Raw genomic sequence first — 16428 nt, forward strand, 5'->3', positions numbered from 1 at the left:
GATGAAAGTTGCAAGCTTCACGATCGCCGGCAGCCCGAGCTATGGCATCGTCACCGACAACGGCGTCATCGACGCCGGCAAGCGCCTGAAGGCCTATCCGACGCTGAAGGCATTGCTTGCGAAAGGTTCGCTCGACGAGCTGAAGAAACTCGCCGGCGAGAAGCCCGACTACGCGCTGCAGGATGTTGCGCTGCTGCCGACCATTCCCGATCCCGACAAGATCTTCTGCATCGGCGTCAACTACGCTACGCATCTGGCCGAAAGCGGTCACCCGACGCCGGCGCATCCGATGATCTTCACCCGCTTTGCCAACAGCCAGGTCGGCCACGGCCAGCCGATGATCCGGCCGCTGGAATCCGAGCGCTTCGATTACGAAGGCGAGATGGCCGTCATCATTGGCAAGGCCGGCCGTCGCATCTCGCGCGAGGCCGCGCTGAGCCATGTCGCCGGCTATGCCTGCTACAATGACGGCAGCATCCGCGACTGGCAGCGCCACACCTCGCAATTTGCGCCGGGCAAGAACTTTGCCGGCACCGGCGGCTTCGGCCCCTGGATGGTCACGACCGACGAATTGACCGATGTCACCAAGCAGACGCTCATCACGCGCCTCAATGGCGTCGAGGTGCAGAAGGCGCCGATCTCCGACCTCGTCTTCGACGTCCAGGCCCTGATCGCCTATTGCTCGACCTTCACCGAGCTCGCGCCCGGCGACGTCATCGTCACTGGCACGACCGGCGGCGTCGGCGCCTATCGCACACCGCCGCTGTGGATGAAGGGTGGCGACACCGTCGAGATCGAGATCTCCGGCATCGGCATCCTACGCAATCCCGTCAAGGACGAGGGGCGCGCGGCCTGAACAACGCTTTCGACAACAATAAGAAGGAGACCTCCATGCCCATGCCAACGCATATCCTGCCGACCACCGTGGTCGGCAGCTATCCGCAGCCGGAATGGCTGGTGAATCGCGCGATGCTGTCGAAGGTGGTGCCGCGCACCCGCCTGCACGACATGTGGCGGCTGCCGGCGGAGCACCTGCAGGAGGCGCAGGACGATGCCACCATCGTCGCGATCCGCGACATGGAGCGCGCCGGCATCGACATCGTGACCGATGGCGAGATCCGTCGCGAGAGCTACTCCAATCGCTTCGCTACCGCGCTCGATGGGATTGATGGCGATAATCCCGCGATGATCGTGGCGCGCACCGGCAACACCCAGACCCCGGTGCCGCGCGTCGTCGGTCCGGTGAAGCGTAAGGGACCGGTCGAGCTGCACGACATGCAGTTCCTGCGCAAGAACACGGAGCACGCCGCCAAGATCACGCTTCCCGGTCCGTTCACCATGAGCCAGCAGGCCAAGAACGAGTTCTACAAGGACGAGGAAGAGCTGGCGATGGCGCTCGCCGAGGCCGTCAATGCCGAGGCGCTCGATCTGCAAAAGGCCGGCGCCGACGTGATCCAGCTCGACGAGCCCTGGGTGCGCAACAATCCCGAGCTCGCCAAACGCTACGCCGTCAAGGCGATCAACCGCGCCTTGCACGGCATCACCGTGCCGACCGTCGTGCATCTCTGCTTCGGCTATGCCGCGGTCGTGCCGGGCTCGAACAAGCCGGCCGGCTATTCCTTCCTTGCCGAGCTCGACGACACCATTGCCGACCAGATATCGATCGAGGCGGCGCAGCCGAAGCTCGATCTCGGCGTGCTCAGGGATCTCTCGTCGAAGAAGATCATGCTCGGCGTGCTCGACCTCGCGGACCCCGCGATCGAGAGCGTCGATACCGTCGCGGACCGCATCCGCAACGGCCTCAAATATGTGTCGCCGGACCGCCTGGTTCCCGCGCCCGATTGCGGCATGAAGTATATGCCGCGCGCAATTGCGTTCGGGAAGCTGAAGGCGATGTGCGACGCCGCGGCCAGGGTACGGCAGGAGATCAGCTGACAGGATATCCAGGCACTTGAGCCGGAGGCGGGTTTGACGGAACGGGAATTCTTGCCGCGATCGAGCGACCAAGATTTTCGAGCGCTCGTTGCTTGCGCATCGATCGCCGCATGTGCGCGTCTCAATTACTGACCAAAAAGCTTCGGCATCGCCGACTTCGCGCCGTCCATGAAGGTCTGGACGGCGTCGCGGACGATGGCGTCGAGATCGGACGGGATCGGCGTCTCGTAGACGAACTTGCGGATGGCGAGATAGAAGATGCGGCCGTGCAGGCCCCAGAACAGCTCGGTCTCGCGCTCGCTCAGCGGATGGGCCTTTGCATCCGGCAGGTTCAGATCGTGGCGCAGCTCCGCTGCAGCGGGCTCGATGATCTCGCGGCGCACGATGTCGAGATAGCGGCCGGTGATGCCGAACGACTTCATGCCCGATGAGACGAAGATCCGAACCCAATTGTATTCGAACACACGTTCGACATAGTCGAGATAGAAGCGCGTCAACCGCGCCTCCAGCGAGAGCGAGCGATCCCGGATCATCGGGCCCCAATCGGGCGACCAGCGGCTGAGATAGACGTCCTGGTACACGCGCTCGATCAGCGCCTCCTTGCTCGGGAAGTGGCGATAGATCGCCGAATGCGTGATGCCCATGCGTTTTGCCAGTTCGCGGGTCTGGCCCTCGAAGCCATGCTCGGCGAAGAAGCGGATCGCCTCGTCTACGATCGCGCGCTCGCGGTCGGCCGCGCGCATGTTGCGGCGCTTTGGCGCGGACTTGCTGCCGGTGTCGGTCCGCTTCCGGACCGTTCGCTTTGCCGTTTTCTGCGCTTTTCGGGCCATTTCGTCGCTGAATCGCACGTCTCAAAGCCTTCATAGCCCAAGGTGCATTTGTGACCAAATGGTCATTTCCTGTTGACCGGCCTTCGGCGGCGTGTCAGGATTTTGAGACCAGATGGTTACAAATCTGGCATCCCGGCTGATGAGCCGATGGATATCGAGGAAACGGCGGTGAAGGCGAGGGCTTTCAGCTATTTTCGTGCTGCGACGATCGACCAGGCGCTGGATGCTCATGCGCGCGCCGGCGATGACGCGCGCTTCATCGCCGGGGGGCAGAGCCTCGTACCGGCGCTGTCACTGCGGCTGCAGGCGCCGCGGCTGCTGATCGACATCACCCACATCGACGAGCTGCGCGGCGTCAGGCGCGACGGCGGTTACTTGCGCATCGGCGCGCTGACATGCCATTGCGAGATGCTGAGCGAACCGTTGATTGCCGAGTTCGCGCCACTCTTGCATGCCGCGGCACCGTTCGTGGCCCATCCCGCGATCCGCAACCGCGGCACTTTTGGCGGCAGCGTCGCGCTGGCCGACCCAGCGTCGGAATTTCCGGCCATGACCTTGGCACTCGATGCCGAGATCGAGATCGCAGGCCCGTCCGGCAGCCGCCGCGTCAAGGCCGACGACTTCTTCCTCGATCTGTTCGAGACCGCCTTGCAGCCCGGCGAGCTGATCACTGCGGTCTACGTCCCGCTGTTCAAGGCCGATCAGCGCTTTGCGTTCGACGAGCTGGCGCGACGGCGCGGCGACTATGCGCTGGTCGGCTGCGGCATGCTTGCGACTTTCACCGGCGAACGCGTTGACGACATCCGTATCTCCTTCTTCTCGGTCGGCAATACACCAACGCGGGTGAAGGGCGCCGAGGCGACCTTGATCGGATCGAGCCTGGAGGCGGAGCGTATCGCCGCAGCCCAAGCCGCGCTCGAAGGCGATCTCGCGCCGCCTGACAGCGACGAGGTGCCGCCGGCGATGCGGCTGCATCTCGCCCGCGTGCTGCTCGGCCGCATGCTCGGACGTCTCGGTGAGGGCGCATGAGCGGCTTCGACCAAACCTTGCTGGATGATGCGGACGAGACCGTGCGGGTTCAATTGACCGTCAACGGCCGTAGGGTCGCCTGTGAGGTCGCGCCGCGTGAGACGCTGGTTGACTGCCTGCGCAACGAACTGGAATTGACGGGCACGCATGCCGGCTGCGAGATGGGCGCCTGCGGAGCCTGTCTGGTGCAGCTCGACGGCCGCGCAGTGCATTCCTGCCTGATGTTCGCCGTGCAAGCCGATGGCGCGACAATCAACACCATCGAGGGCCTTTCCGAGACCGGCGTGATCGCCGACCTCCAGGCCGAATTCCATCGTCGCAACGCACTGCAATGCGGCTTCTGCACACCGGGCATGCTGGTCAATGCCCATGAGCTGTTGTCGCAGGTAGCGCAGCCGAGCCGCGAGGAGATTCGCGACGCGCTGTCAGGCAACTACTGCCGCTGCACCGGCTATGAAGCGATCGTCGACGCCATCGAGGCCGTTGCGCAAGCGCGTGACCAAGGTGGAGGCACGAAATGAGCGCGCCGCTGACCTCGCTCGATCGTCCGAACTCCTATATCGGCCGGTCGGTACCGCGCCCGAACGCCAAGAGGCTGCTGGCCGGACGTGGCCGCTATGTCAGCGACCTCAAGCTGCCGCGCATGCTCCATGTCGCGTTCCTGCGCAGCCCGCATGCGCACGCGAAGATCGTCGCGATCAATGCCGAGCAGGCCCTCGCGCTCGAAGGCGTGCATCTCATCGCGACCGGCGTCGATCTCGCAAAGATTTGCACGCCCTGGACCGGCACGCTCGACCATTTCAAGGGCATGATTTCGGCACCGCAATTGCCGCTGCCGCTGGACCGCGTGGTCTGGGCCGGGCAGGCGGTGGTGGCCGTCGTTGCCGAGAGCCGGGCGATCGCGGAAGACGCGCTGGAACTGATCGAGGTCGACTACGAGGACCTTCCGCTCGTCGTCGACATCGACGGCGCGCGCGAAGCCAGCGGCCCGGTGATCAATCCCGGCAGTGCCACCAATACCTGCTTCCGTGCCCACCTCGACAGCGGCACAGTCGATGACGCCTTTGCGCATGCGGCGCACGTCGTGGAAGAGGAAATCACATTCGGCCGCCACACTGCGGTGACGCTGGAGCCGCGCGCCATCGTCGCGGACTACGATCCGTCCGCTGGCATGCTCACTGTGCATCACGCGACGCAGACGCCGTATCAGTTTCAGGACCTCTATTCGCGGCATTACGGCATCCCCGAGGCACGTGTCCGCGTGATCGCGACCGACATCGGCGGCTCCTTCGGGATGAAGCTGCATGTCTATCACGAGGACATGGCAGTGGTCGGCCTGTCGATCCTGCTCGGCCGTCCGGTCAAATATGTTGCGGACCGCATCGAGTCCTTTGTCTCCGATATCCATGCGCGCGATCACCGCGTTCGCGCCCGCATGGCGCTCGATGCCAAAGGCGAGATCCTGGCGATGGACGTGCTGGACCTGACGGCAATCGGGGCCTTCTCGACCTATCCGCGCACCAGCGTGGTCGAGGGCAATCAGGTGATCCGCCTGATCGGCGCGCCTTATCGGTTCAAGAATTACCGCGCCACGCTGGAGGTGATCTTCCAGAACAAGGTGCAGACCAGCCAGTATCGCGCCGTCGGCCATCCTATCGCCTGCGCCGTGACCGAGCGGCTGGTCGATATGGCAGCAACCAAGCTCGGCCTCGACCCCTTCGCCATCCGCGCGCAGAACGTCATCGCGGACGATGCCTATCCGCAGACCTCACCGACCGGCTACCGCTTCGAGGCGCTTTCGCACCAGGCCTGCTTGAAGCGCCTGCGCGAGATCATGGGCTATGATGCATTGCGGGCCGAGCAGGCCGACTTGCGCAAGCGCGGCGTCTATCGCGGCATCGGGATTGCGACCTTCGTCGAGATCACCAATCCGAGTCCCGCCTTCTATGGCGTTGGTGGCGCGCGCATCTCCTCGCAAGACGGCGCCATTCTCAGCCTGACGCCCTCGGGCGAGGTGCGCTGCCTGATCTCCGTCACCGAGCAGGGGCAGGGCACCGAGGCGATCATCAGCCAGATCGTGGCCGATCAGCTCGGCCTCGCGCAGGAGCACGTCAAGGTGATCACCGGCGATACCGAGGTGACACCGCATGGCGGCGCCACCTGGGCCTGCCGCGGTGCCGGCATTGGCGGAGAGACCGCGCTCCAGGCGACGCGGGCGCTCAAGCGCAACATCCTGGAGATCGCCGCACTCATTCTCCAGGAGCAGCCCTCAGCGCTCGACATCATCGATGGGCAGGTGATTGACGCGGCGACCCGGAACCAGCGGATGCCGATCGCCGAGATCGCACGCATCGCCTATTTCCGCTCCGACACGCTGCCGCCGGGTACCCAGGCGCAGCTCACCGTGAGCCATCACTTCGCGCCGCAAGGTTATCCTTTCGCCTTCACCAACGGCATCCAGGGCTGCTCTCTGGAGGTCGATGTCGAGACCGGCTTCATCAAGGTGCTGAAGCATTTCATCGTCGAGGATTGCGGCCGCGTCATCAATCCGATGCTGGTGGACGAGCAGCTCCGCGGCGGCATCGTGCAGGGACTGGGCGCCGCGCTGTTCGAGGAATGCCGCTACAGCGAGACCGGCCAGCTGATGAACGGCTCGCTCGCCGATTACCTCGTTCCGATGCCGATGGAGATGCCCGACATCGTCATCGCCCATGTCGAGACGCCGACCGCCGACACGGTGCTCGGCGCCAAGGGGGTCGGCGAGGCCGGCACGGCGGCGGCGTCCGCCTGCGTGCTCAACGCCGTCAACGATGCGCTCGCGCCATTCGATGCCACCATCAATTCGATTCCGATCACGCCCACCAAGGTCCTGAAAGCCCTGAAGCGATTCTAGAAAAAAGACAGTTGGAGGAAATCATGCCCAAATCCGGTCCGACCCCAAAGATAACCCGCCGCACCGCGCTCGTTGGCCTCTCGGCCGGCGCGGCACTGCTCGCCATGCCCCGGCTCGGCCGCGCTGCGGACGAGACGATCCGCATCGGTTTTCCGACGCCGCTCACGGGGCCGTTCGCCGCCGAAGCGCGCGACCAGGTCAAATGCGCCGAGCTCGCCGTCAAGCTCGTCAACGACAAGGGCGGCATCGGCGGCCGCAAGGTCGAGCTGCTGGTCCGTGACGACAAGCTCAACGCCGGCGAAGCCGCAACCCGCACGCTGGAGCTGATCGAGAAGGACAAGGTGCATGCCGTGGTCGGCGCGCTCTCCAGCGCCGTGCAGCTTGCAGTCAACGAGGTCACGCGCGCCCGCGGCGTGATCTACGTGTCGATCAGCCAGTCCGACACCATCAACGAAGCCAAGGACTTCAGCAAATACACCTTCCACGAGGCGCTGAACCCGCACATGACGACAGCGGCCGTGGCTCGGCAGACGCTGAAGAAGGGCATGAAGGTCGCGCACCTTGTGGCGGATTACGCCTATGGCCACGAGATGCTGCGCGGCTTCAAGCGCGCGCAGGCCGCGATCGGGGCCGACAATGTCGGCGAGATCCTGCATCCGTTCGGTGCTGCCGACTACTCCACCTTCATGCCGCGCCTGATGTCGATGCGGCCGGACGTGCTCTGCATCTCAAATTTTGGCCGCGACCAGGCCAATGCGATCAAGCAGGCGGTGGATTTCGGCGTGAAGCAGCAGATGAAGATCGTCGTCCCCGTGATCCTGCACAATCAGCGGCTCGCCGTTGGCCCCGACGTGTTCGAGGGCGTGGTCGGCGGCGCCAACTACTATTGGGGCCTGGAGACGCAAAGCAAGACGGCTGCTGCCTTCAATGCGGCATTCAAGGCCGCCAATGGCGGTGCGATTCCGACCGATTACGGCGCCTATGGCTATTCCGGCGTCGGATCGCTGCTGGCTGCCATGCAGGCCGCCGGCGGCACCGACACCGACAAGGTGGTCGATGCCCTTGAGAAACTGCAATACGATCTGACCAAGGGCCCGCAGCACTATCGCAAATGCGACCATCAGTCGGTGCAGTCGGTGCTGGTGCTGGAGTCCAAGAAGAAATCGGCCATGGCGGGCGACAACGATCTGTTTGCCATTCTCGCCAATGACGCGGGTTCCGACGACATGCTGCGGACCTGCAGCGAGCTCGGCCATGCCACCTAAGACATAGACGATGGACCTGTCGCTGATCATCATGCAGCTTCTCTCCGGGATCGCCCTTGGGGCGGTCCTGGTGATCACTGCGCTTGGACTGACGATCGTGTTCGGCATGCTCGGGGTGGTGAACTTCGCCCACGGCGCGCTGTTCATGATCGGGGCCTATGCGGGGCTGTATCTGGCGTCGCTGACCGGGAGCTTCTGGTGGGGGTTGCTGCTTGCGCCCATCCTGATCGGCGCCTTCGGCATGCTGATCGAGTTCGTCCTGATCCGCAGGCTCTATGGACGCTCGATCGACGATCCGCTGCTGCTGACCTTCGGCCTCAGCTACATCCTGGTCGAAGGCGTGCGCATCGTGTTCGGCAGCGACGGCATTCCGTTCCCGACTCCGCCGCAGCTGATCGGCGTGGTCGATCTCGGCATCGGCTTCTTCCCGCGTTACCGCCTGTTCGTCATCGCGCTGGTGGCGGTCGTTTTGCTGGTGCTCTGGCTGACGCTGGAGAAGACACGCGTCGGCCTGATCGTGCGCGCCGGCGCCCGCGATCCCACCATCATGCAGGTGCTCGGCGTCGATATCGGCCGGGTGTGGCTTGCGATCTTCGGCCTCGGCGTCGGCCTCGCTGCGCTCGGCGGCGTGCTCGCCGGGCCCATGCGCAGCGTCAATCCGGAGATGGGTTCGCTGGTGCTGGCGGAGGCGTTCGTGGTCACCGTGATCGGCGGGCTCGGCTCGATCGTCGGCGCCGTCGTTGCCGGCCTCATGGTCGGCATCTCCATCAGCATGGTGGCGCTGTTCGCGCCCGAGATGGCGACCATCGTCATGTTCGCGCTGATGGCGGTGGTGCTGCTGATCCGCCCGCAAGGCCTGTTCGGCGTGAGAGGGAGGACCGCGTGACGCACCCTTCGAGCGGCGAAGCGGTCGCCAAACCCTCGTCCAGCGGCCTCGGCTGGCTGCTTGAGCAGCGTGTGCTGCTCTCGATCGCAGTGCTGGCCGTGCTGCCCTGGCTGCTGCCGTCGCAAGCGCTGGCCGTCAACGTCCTGATCTACGGCGTCGTGGTGATGGGCTATAATCTCTTGTTCGGCTACACCGGGCTGCTGTCGTTCGGCCAGGCCGCGTTCTTTGGTGCCGGCGCCTATTTCACCGGCATCGCGATCGGCCGCTATGGCGTGCCGTGGTTTGCGGCCGTGCCGATCGCGGTCTTGCTGAGCACCTGTCTTGCGGCCGCGATCGGTATCGTCTCGACGCGCACGCGCGGCATTTACTTCTCCATGGTGACGCTGGCGCTGGCCCAGCTGGTCTATTACGTCGCGCTGCAGGCTTCGTCCTTCACCGGCGGCGAAAATGGCCTGCGCGGCTTCACGGTCGACCGCATCAGCCTGTTCGGCTTTCAGGTCAACTTCCTCGACCCCGTCAACAAATATTACGTGCTGATGGCCTTCGCGGCGCTGGCGATGTGGTTCCAGTCGCGCATTCTCAACTCGCCGTTCGGGGCCGTGATCGAGGCCATCCGCGAGAACGAGCAGCGTGCTCGGGCTTGCGGCTATGACGTCGAGCGCAGCAAGCTGATCGTGTTCATGCTGTCGGGCGCGATCTCCTCGCTCGGCGGCTGCATGCTGGCGCTGCATCTGTCGATCGTGCCGCTGGACATCCTGCACTACCAGACCTCCGGTATGATCGTGATGATGGTGCTGCTCGGCGGCGCCCGCAGCTTCTTCGGGCCCTTCGTCGGCGCCGCGAGCTTCCTGATCCTGGAGGACGTCATCTCGCTCTGGACGCCGCATTGGCAGATCTTTGTCGGCGCGATCTTCGTGCTGTTCGTGTTGTTCCTGCCGAAGGGCATCTGGGGCACGCTGCTCGATACGCTTCGTATCGGAAAGGCGCGGCCATGAGCGGGGAACTGCTTCGCGCCGACGGGATCGGCAAGCGCTTTGGCGGCTTCGTCGCGCTCGAAGGCATCACCGTGTCCTTTGCAGCCGGACAGCTCACCTCGATCATCGGGCCGAACGGCGCCGGCAAGAGCACGTTCTTCAACATTCTCTCGGGCGCGTTGACGCCGACCTCGGGCAAGCTGCACTTCAGGGACCGCGAGCTCAACGGCCTATCGCAACACCGCTTCGTGCATCGGGGCATCTCGCGCTCCTACCAGATCACCAACATTTTTCCCGATCTGTCCGTGCACGAGAATGTGCGCGTGGCGGCACAGGCACTGACCGTGAGCTATGACATCTGGCGCAATCGGGCCCGGCTGACCGAGCTGAACGCGCGCGCCGATACGGCGCTGGAAGCGGTGGGACTGCTTGGTCAGCGCAACGAAATGGCAAAATTCCTGTCGCACGGACAGCAGCGCGCGCTGGAGATCGCGATCGCACTGGTCTCCGAGCCGGAGTTGCTTCTGCTGGACGAGCCGACCGCCGGCATGGGGCCGGAGGAGACCAAGGACATGGTGGCGTTGCTCGAACGGCTCGCCGAGAAGCGCACCGTGCTGCTGGTCGAGCACAAGATGAAGATGGTGCTGGGCCTGTCCAAGCGCGTCGTGGTGCTGCATCACGGCCGCCTGCTGGCGGACGGTGCGCCTGACGAGATCAGGAGGAATCCGGAAGTCCGCCGGGTCTATCTCGGACAGAGTGAAGGCTATGGCTGAGACAGCGCTGCTCGAAATCAACGACCTCCACGCCTGGTATGGCGCGAGCCATATCCTGCACGGCATCTCGCTGCATGTGGCCCCGGGCGAGGTCGTTGCTCTCGTCGGCCGCAACGGTGCCGGCAAGACCACGACCTTGCGGGCGATGATGGGCCTGATGCCGAAGGCGACGGGCAGTGTGCGCTTTGCGGGCCGGGAGCTGCTGCCTCTGCGCGCCCATCAGCGCTTCCATCTCGGCCTGGCTTACGTGCCGGAGGAGCGCCGCATCGTCCCGGGCCTGTCCGTGCGCGAGAACCTGCGGCTCGGTCTGGTCGCGGCGGGCGGCGACATCGATGAAGGTACCGCGATCGACGAGATCGCCGAAACCTTCCCTCGCCTCAAGGAGCGCCTCGATCAGGAGGGTGTGACGCTCTCCGGCGGCGAGCAGCAGATGCTCGCCATTGCCCGCGCCTTGATCGGTGAGCCCAAGATGATCCTGCTCGACGAGCCCTCGGAGGGCATCATGCCTGTCCTGGTCGAGGAGATGGGCGTGCTGTTCCGCCGCCTGCGCGACGAGGGCAAGACGCTGCTGCTGGTCGAGCAGAACGTCGAATGGGCCCTGCGCCTCGCCGACCGCGCCGTCATCATCGACCAGGGCGAGGTGGTGCATCAAAGCAGCGCCGCGGCGCTGCTGGCGGACAAGGACATCCAGGAGCGTTACTGCGCGGTGTGACCGACCTCAGACTTGCCGGTCGAAATGGAATCAGTCTGGCGGCGCCAGACGCAAAGGAACTCTTCAACGTGATCGAAGCTTGAATCGGCGGGCCGGCATCGCCGCCGATGGCTGGCCTGCGCGGCCCCGCCTCCCAGCCCCCCATACCCCCCGAGGGCGGGGCTGCGCTTCATCCCGAGATACGGGTCGTGATCGTCGAGGCAGACACGATCCGGCATTAGGCCTCGCGTGAAGAAAAAGCCGCCGGGTTCTGCACCCTGGCGGCTTCGAGAAGTCCCAAGCTGTTGATCGCCTCCCCAGCCTCATGCGTACCGCCGTTACCTTGTTTGCGGCCATGCCCGGGGAGTCTAGGCGAGGGCGCCTGATTCTGCTGTGACCTGAAGCACACAACACGCGGAATGTCGCAAAGCCCGCGGGCCTTGCGTTCGCCGCTCCTTCGCGTGCGTCCTCAGACCCGATACCAGCCCGCCAGATTCCACGTGATGGTGTCCCAGCCCGAGATGTCGGCCATCAGGCTGTTGACGCTGGAATTGACGATGTGGCGCGAGAGCAGCGGCAGGAAGACGTGGGCCTCGCAGAAGGTCTCGTCGACCTTGATCAGCAGCGCGGCGCGTTTGACCGGGTCGAGCTCGTTCTGGGCGGCCTTGTAGGCCTTGTCGACTTCGGGATCGGAATAGCGCGAATTGTTGCGGCCGAGCCATTTGTTGTCCTTGGTCGCGATCTCCCAGGACACGCATTGGTTCAGCAAGCGCTCCGGATCGGGCTGCGGCTGCGTCGTGTTGTACATCTCGATGTCGGCGTAGAATTTCGAGTAGGTGTCGGGATTGCCGACATCCGAGGAGAAGAACACCGATGCGGTGACCGCCTTGATCTCGATCTCGATGCCGGCCTTCAGGCAGGCCTGCTTGATGATAGCCTGCGTCTTCTGGCGCGGCGCGTTGGTCGAGGTCTGGAACACGTATTTGAGCTTCTTGCCGTCCTTCTCGCGGATGCCGTCTGCACCCTTGGCCCAGCCGGCCTCGTCGAGGATCTTGCTCGCCTTGTCGATGTCGAACTCGTAGTTCAGCTTGGGGGACTTGAACTGCTTGGGCGCGTTGACGAAGCTCGCAGTTGCGACGGCGCCGCGTCCGTAGATGAACTTCTGGATCGAATCGCGGTCGATCAAGAGATTGATCGCGCGGCGAACGGCGGGATCGGACAGCGTCGGGTGCTTGGTCTTGACGCTCGACCGCTCGCCGTCGACCTCGGTCCAGGGATCCGTCGTGTTGAGGATGATGAACTCGACATTGCCGGAAGGCGTGATGTCGAGCTTGCCTTTGCCGCCCGCCTCCATGCGCTTGAGGACCTCCTCCTCCACCTGCATGTTCCAGGCAAAATCGTATTCGCCGGTCTGCAGGACGGCGCGCGCCGCGGAGACCGCATCGCCGCCGCCCTTGATCTCGATCGTGTCGAAATGCGGCTGATTCTTGATGTGATAGTCGGGATTGCGTTCGGCGCGGATCAGGTCGCCCGGCTTGAACTCGACGAACTTGTACGGCCCGGTGCCGACCGGCTTCAGATTGCCGGGCGCCTCGCGCGACTTCGCGCCGACATAGTCGGCGAAATGATGTTTTGGCAGGATCTGGCCGACCGAGCCGACGAAGGGATCGGCCCAGAACGGCGTCGGGGCCCTGAAGTTCACCTTGACGGTATGGTCATCGATTTTCTCGACCTTGATGTCTTTGTAGGATCCCGTGGTGTAGGCCGCGGTCGCAAGATCGGCGGCATAGGCCCACGTGAAGACGACGTCGTCGGCGGTGAAGGGCTTGCCGTCATGCCACCGCACGCCCTGCTTCAGCTTCCAGATCACGCTCATGCCGTCCGCCGCAAGGCCGCCATTGGCCTTGGTCGGCGCCTCGGCGGCAAGGCAGGGGATGAGGTTGCCCTCCTTGTCCCAGCCCGCGAGCGGCTCGAAGAAGATGCGCGAGGCGATCTGGTCCTTGGTGCCGAGCGCGAAATGCGGATTGAGCAGAGTGGGAGCCTGCCAGAGCAGGAGCTTCAGCGGGCCGCCGCCGCCGGCCTTGGTCGGCTTGTAGGGCAGCGTGGCGTCCGCCATCGCCACGTCATTCCAGAGCAGGATCTGGCTTGCGATCGGCGCCGCGATCCCGACCGCGGCCATGGTCTGGATGAACCCGCGCCGCGACAACGTGCCTTGCTTCACCTCCGCGATTGCCTTGCGGATGTCGTTCTCGTCCATCAGATGGCCTCCACTTGGAACATTCGTCGCCAGCGTCCCATCATGTTTCATCACGGACGAGGCGGCAATGCCGGCAAGGGGCGGCAAGAGCGGAAAACCCTGCGGCGAAATGGCGGAGGCGCGCGGCGGATAAGCATGGTCGATCGCCGGCCACGCCTGCTTTCACGGGGATGGTTGTGGAACGCCGCAGCGCGACGGCCGTTCCATCTTTTTAGGCGGGATCAGGAGGCTCCGATGGGCGAGGGAGAAGACCATTTTGCGCGTCTGCTCGGGCGGGCGGCGATGGACGTGTGGGGAGATATGCCCCGCGACATCCAGGAGGCGCTGTTCGAGACCGCGATGAAGCAGCGCGACGGCGAGCGCGAAGACCTCGCACGGCTGCTGCACGCGCGCCACCCGCGCACGCAGCATCCGTCAAAGCCGGCTTGAAGCGCCGGGCCGTTCGTCCCCAGGAGGAACGTTCGCAAGCGAACCTCGTTTTCCAGACGGGCGTTGCGTCAGATGCAGCGGGCGAGAGCGGCACGCGAATTTGTTCGGCGAGGTGATCTTCGTGAGCGACCTGTTTATCGGAATGTCGATCGGAAAATGGTACGATCCGATCTCGGAGCGATGGATCACGCCGCCTGAGGCCAAGCCGGCCGATAGCCGCTCGCGCTCGGAGCCGGAGGCAAGCCCCGATGTCCGCAAAAGGTGCGAAACCCAGCGAATCTGGAATCTGCTGGTCGACAGCGCGCGAGGATGACGTCGAGAGAGCGCGGCCGGCCATGATGTGCCGGCCGTTTGTCGCGGGCGCAATCGCTGCCGCCAATTCGTTTCACGTCCGGTGGCGAATCGAGAAGGCGCAGCCCACGACTTGCCGCCAATATGGATATTCATTTCATTGATTTCGCCCGGCGGAGAAGCGAATACGGTTCCCATCATTGCCGCAGACTGCCGGAGACCAAGATGTCGTTTCGCCTTCCCCTGATCCTTGCAACCGTGCTCGCCGCCTGGTCCGCTGCTGCGAGCGCCGAGACCATCAAGATCGGCGTGACGCCGGGACCGCATGCGCAGATCCTCGAAGCGGTGAAGCCGGTCGCCGCCAAGCAGGGCCTCGACATCCAGCTGATCGAGTTCTCCGACTACGTCGTGCCGAACGCCGCGCTGGATGCCGGCGAGATCCAGGCCAATTCGTTCCAGAACCAGCCTTATCTCGACAACCAGAAAGCCGATCGCGGCTACAAGATCGAGTCCGTCGCGCTGACCGTGAACTTCCCGATCGGCGTCTATTCGAAGAAGCACAAGGCCTTTGCCGATATCCCCGAGGGCGGCAAGGTCTCGATCCCGAACGATCCGACCAATGGCGGCCGCGTGCTGCTGCTGCTGCGCGACAAGGGCGTGATCAAGCTGAAGGAGGGCACCGGCTTCAAGCCGACGGTGCTCGACATCACCGAGAATCCGAAGAAGCTGAAGTTCATCGAGGTGGATGCGGCGCAGGCGCCACGCGCGCTCGACGACGTCGACGCCGCCGCGATCAACACCAATTATGCAACCCAGGCTGGGCTCGATCCGGTCAAGGATCCGATCCTGCGCGAGGATCCGAAGGGGCCCTATGTCAACCTGATCGCGGTCCGCACCGCCGACAAGGACAAGCCCTGGGTCAAGACCCTCGTGGACAGCTACCACACGCCGGAGGTCAAGGAGTTCGTCCTGACCAAGTTCAAGGGCGCGGTGCTGCCGAGCTGGTAGGCAGACTGCCTGGCTCCAGCGCAGGGCCGTCCCGGCGGGCAGCCTTGCGCAATGCCCGCTTGTCTGGAGCTGCGGCAACCGACATCATCGGGGCCCATTCTCGCCCGGCAGGGGTCGTAATGAAACGCTTCGCAAACCTGAAACGACTGGGATTCTTCACGCGCCTCCTCGACGAGGCGCCGCCCGCCGAGCGCTACCGCTTTGCAGCCGAGCAGATCGTGCGCGCCGAAAAGGCGGGCCTCGATTCCGCGTGGATCGCGCAGCATCATTTCCACGAACGCGAAGGCGGCCTGCCGTCGCCCTTCACCTTCCTGGGCTATGTCGCCGCCCAAACCTCGCGCATCCGCCTCGGCACTGGCATCGTCACCCTGCCGCTTGAGAACGCGGTGCGGGTGGCCGAGGACGCTGCCGTCCTCGACCTCATCTGCAACGGCCGCTTCGAGCTCGGCGTCGGCACCGGCGGTAACCCGTCGGCCTTTGCCGCCTTCGGCCTCGACAGCACCCAGCGCAACGAGATCTTTGCGCGCAATCTGGCGGTCGTCCGCGCCGCGCTGACCGGCAAGGTGCTCGAAGGCGGCGACACGCTCTATCCGCAGCGGCCGCAACTGGACGGTCGGATCTGGCAGGCGACGTTCTCGGTCGCCGGTGGCGCCCGCGCCGGCAAGGCGGGCGATGGCCTGTTGCTGTCGCGCACCCAGCCGCGGACCAAGGACGCGCCGAAGGCGACGCTTGCCGAGATCCAGAACCCGATCATCGATGCCTATCTCGAAGCACTGCCGCCGGGCTGCGAGCCCCGCATCATGGCCTCACGCAGCGTCTTCGTCGCCGACGACCACGCCGAGGCGATGCGCCTCGCAGACCTCGGACTGCGGCGCGCGCTGCCGCAATTCATGAAGGGCGGGCACCTGCCCCCGGGCGAGACGCTGGAGGAGATGATCACGGCGTTCGACACCCATGTTGGCGCGGCCGACGACGTCATCGCCTCGCTCCGCACGGATGCTACGCTGGAGCGGGTGACCGATCTGGTCTTCCAGGCCCACTCGGTCGATGCGCCGCATCCCTATATCCTGCGCTCGATCGAGCTGGTCGCGGAGAAGGTCGCGCCGGCGCTGGGCTGGGTCCGGACGGCGGCGACTGATGCGCATCAACGTGTTGCACGAGGCTGAA

Annotated in this window: 16 protein-coding genes; 14 read left to right on the forward strand and 2 right to left on the reverse strand. The window is 64.7% G+C overall.

The features are described 5' to 3' along the window. The first annotated feature begins 1 nt into the window (after position 1). Both BRAGE_RS0100590 and BRAGE_RS0100595 read left to right on the forward strand, forming a co-directional pair. On the forward strand, positions 2 to 856 hold the full coding sequence (locus tag BRAGE_RS0100590; protein WP_027564092.1) for a fumarylacetoacetate hydrolase family protein: 855 nt from the start codon (positions 2 to 4) through the stop codon (positions 854 to 856). Between the two features lie 35 nt (positions 857 to 891). Then, entirely contained in the window at positions 892 to 1935 is a 1044-nt protein-coding gene (locus tag BRAGE_RS0100595) for a cobalamin-independent methionine synthase II family protein (RefSeq protein WP_199820262.1), read from the forward strand. A 125-nt stretch (positions 1936 to 2060) separates the two neighbouring features. Here the strand turns inward: BRAGE_RS0100595 and BRAGE_RS0100600 are convergent, their stop codons facing one another. Next, positions 2061 to 2678 (reverse strand): TetR/AcrR family transcriptional regulator, encoded by a 618-nt coding sequence (locus BRAGE_RS0100600; RefSeq protein ID WP_027564094.1) that lies wholly within the window; start codon positions 2676 to 2678, stop codon positions 2061 to 2063. 255 nt (positions 2679 to 2933) lie between these two features. Between BRAGE_RS0100600 and BRAGE_RS0100605 the strand changes: the two genes are divergently transcribed. From BRAGE_RS0100605 to BRAGE_RS0100640, 8 genes are read left to right on the forward strand one after another with little or no spacing between them, the layout of a single operon-like run. Further along, positions 2934 to 3794 (forward strand): FAD binding domain-containing protein, encoded by an 861-nt coding sequence (locus BRAGE_RS0100605; RefSeq protein WP_027564095.1) that lies wholly within the window; start codon positions 2934 to 2936, stop codon positions 3792 to 3794. Further along, positions 3791 to 4315: a (2Fe-2S)-binding protein gene (locus BRAGE_RS0100610; protein ID WP_027564096.1), complete on the forward strand. Its 525-nt coding sequence runs from the start codon at positions 3791 to 3793 to the stop codon at positions 4313 to 4315. The genes BRAGE_RS0100605 and BRAGE_RS0100610 overlap by 4 nt, the downstream gene beginning before the upstream one ends. Next, on the forward strand, positions 4312 to 6687 hold the full coding sequence (locus tag BRAGE_RS0100615) for a xanthine dehydrogenase family protein molybdopterin-binding subunit (RefSeq protein ID WP_027564097.1): 2376 nt from the start codon (positions 4312 to 4314) through the stop codon (positions 6685 to 6687). The genes BRAGE_RS0100610 and BRAGE_RS0100615 overlap by 4 nt, the downstream gene beginning before the upstream one ends. 23 nt (positions 6688 to 6710) lie before the next feature. Beyond that, complete coding sequence (locus tag BRAGE_RS0100620; protein ID WP_027564098.1) at positions 6711 to 7952, forward strand: ABC transporter substrate-binding protein; 1242 nt, start codon at positions 6711 to 6713, stop codon at positions 7950 to 7952. A 10-nt stretch (positions 7953 to 7962) separates the two neighbouring features. Next, positions 7963 to 8838, forward strand: a complete 876-nt coding sequence (locus BRAGE_RS0100625; RefSeq protein ID WP_027564099.1) for a branched-chain amino acid ABC transporter permease — start codon at positions 7963 to 7965, stop codon at positions 8836 to 8838. Next, positions 8835 to 9833: a branched-chain amino acid ABC transporter permease gene (locus BRAGE_RS0100630; protein ID WP_027564100.1), complete on the forward strand. Its 999-nt coding sequence runs from the start codon at positions 8835 to 8837 to the stop codon at positions 9831 to 9833. Before BRAGE_RS0100625 ends, BRAGE_RS0100630 begins: the two co-directional genes overlap by 4 nt. Next, positions 9830 to 10585: an ABC transporter ATP-binding protein gene (locus BRAGE_RS0100635; RefSeq protein WP_027564101.1), complete on the forward strand. Its 756-nt coding sequence runs from the start codon at positions 9830 to 9832 to the stop codon at positions 10583 to 10585. The genes BRAGE_RS0100630 and BRAGE_RS0100635 overlap by 4 nt, the downstream gene beginning before the upstream one ends. Continuing rightward, complete coding sequence (locus BRAGE_RS0100640; RefSeq protein ID WP_035729239.1) at positions 10578 to 11297, forward strand: ABC transporter ATP-binding protein; 720 nt, start codon at positions 10578 to 10580, stop codon at positions 11295 to 11297. The genes BRAGE_RS0100635 and BRAGE_RS0100640 overlap by 8 nt, the downstream gene beginning before the upstream one ends. A 448-nt stretch (positions 11298 to 11745) precedes the next feature. Here the strand turns inward: BRAGE_RS0100640 and BRAGE_RS0100650 are convergent, their stop codons facing one another. Then, positions 11746 to 13533, reverse strand: a complete 1788-nt coding sequence (locus BRAGE_RS0100650; protein WP_027564104.1) for a peptide ABC transporter substrate-binding protein — start codon at positions 13531 to 13533, stop codon at positions 11746 to 11748. Between the two features lie 234 nt (positions 13534 to 13767). Between BRAGE_RS0100650 and BRAGE_RS0100655 the strand changes: the two genes are divergently transcribed. The 4 genes from BRAGE_RS0100655 to BRAGE_RS0100670 all read left to right on the forward strand — a co-directional run bounded on the left by BRAGE_RS0100655 (position 13768) and on the right by BRAGE_RS0100670 (position 16427). Beyond that, on the forward strand, positions 13768 to 13962 hold the full coding sequence (locus BRAGE_RS0100655) for a hypothetical protein (protein ID WP_027564105.1): 195 nt from the start codon (positions 13768 to 13770) through the stop codon (positions 13960 to 13962). Between the two features lie 121 nt (positions 13963 to 14083). Beyond that, positions 14084 to 14275 carry a hypothetical protein gene (locus BRAGE_RS47585; RefSeq protein WP_141263153.1) on the forward strand — a complete coding sequence of 64 codons (192 nt, stop codon included), beginning with the start codon at positions 14084 to 14086 and terminating at the stop codon, positions 14273 to 14275. A gap of 203 nt (positions 14276 to 14478) precedes the next feature. Further along, on the forward strand, positions 14479 to 15261 hold the full coding sequence (locus tag BRAGE_RS0100665) for a MetQ/NlpA family ABC transporter substrate-binding protein (protein WP_027564106.1): 783 nt from the start codon (positions 14479 to 14481) through the stop codon (positions 15259 to 15261). A 119-nt stretch (positions 15262 to 15380) separates the two neighbouring features. After that, complete coding sequence (locus BRAGE_RS0100670; RefSeq protein ID WP_027564107.1) at positions 15381 to 16427, forward strand: putative FMN-dependent luciferase-like monooxygenase; 1047 nt, start codon at positions 15381 to 15383, stop codon at positions 16425 to 16427. Position 16428 lies beyond the last annotated feature (1 nt).

The organism is Bradyrhizobium genosp. SA-4 str. CB756, assembly GCF_000473125.1.
In the GTDB taxonomy this organism is placed as follows: Bacteria; Pseudomonadota; Alphaproteobacteria; order Rhizobiales; family Xanthobacteraceae; genus Bradyrhizobium; species Bradyrhizobium arachidis.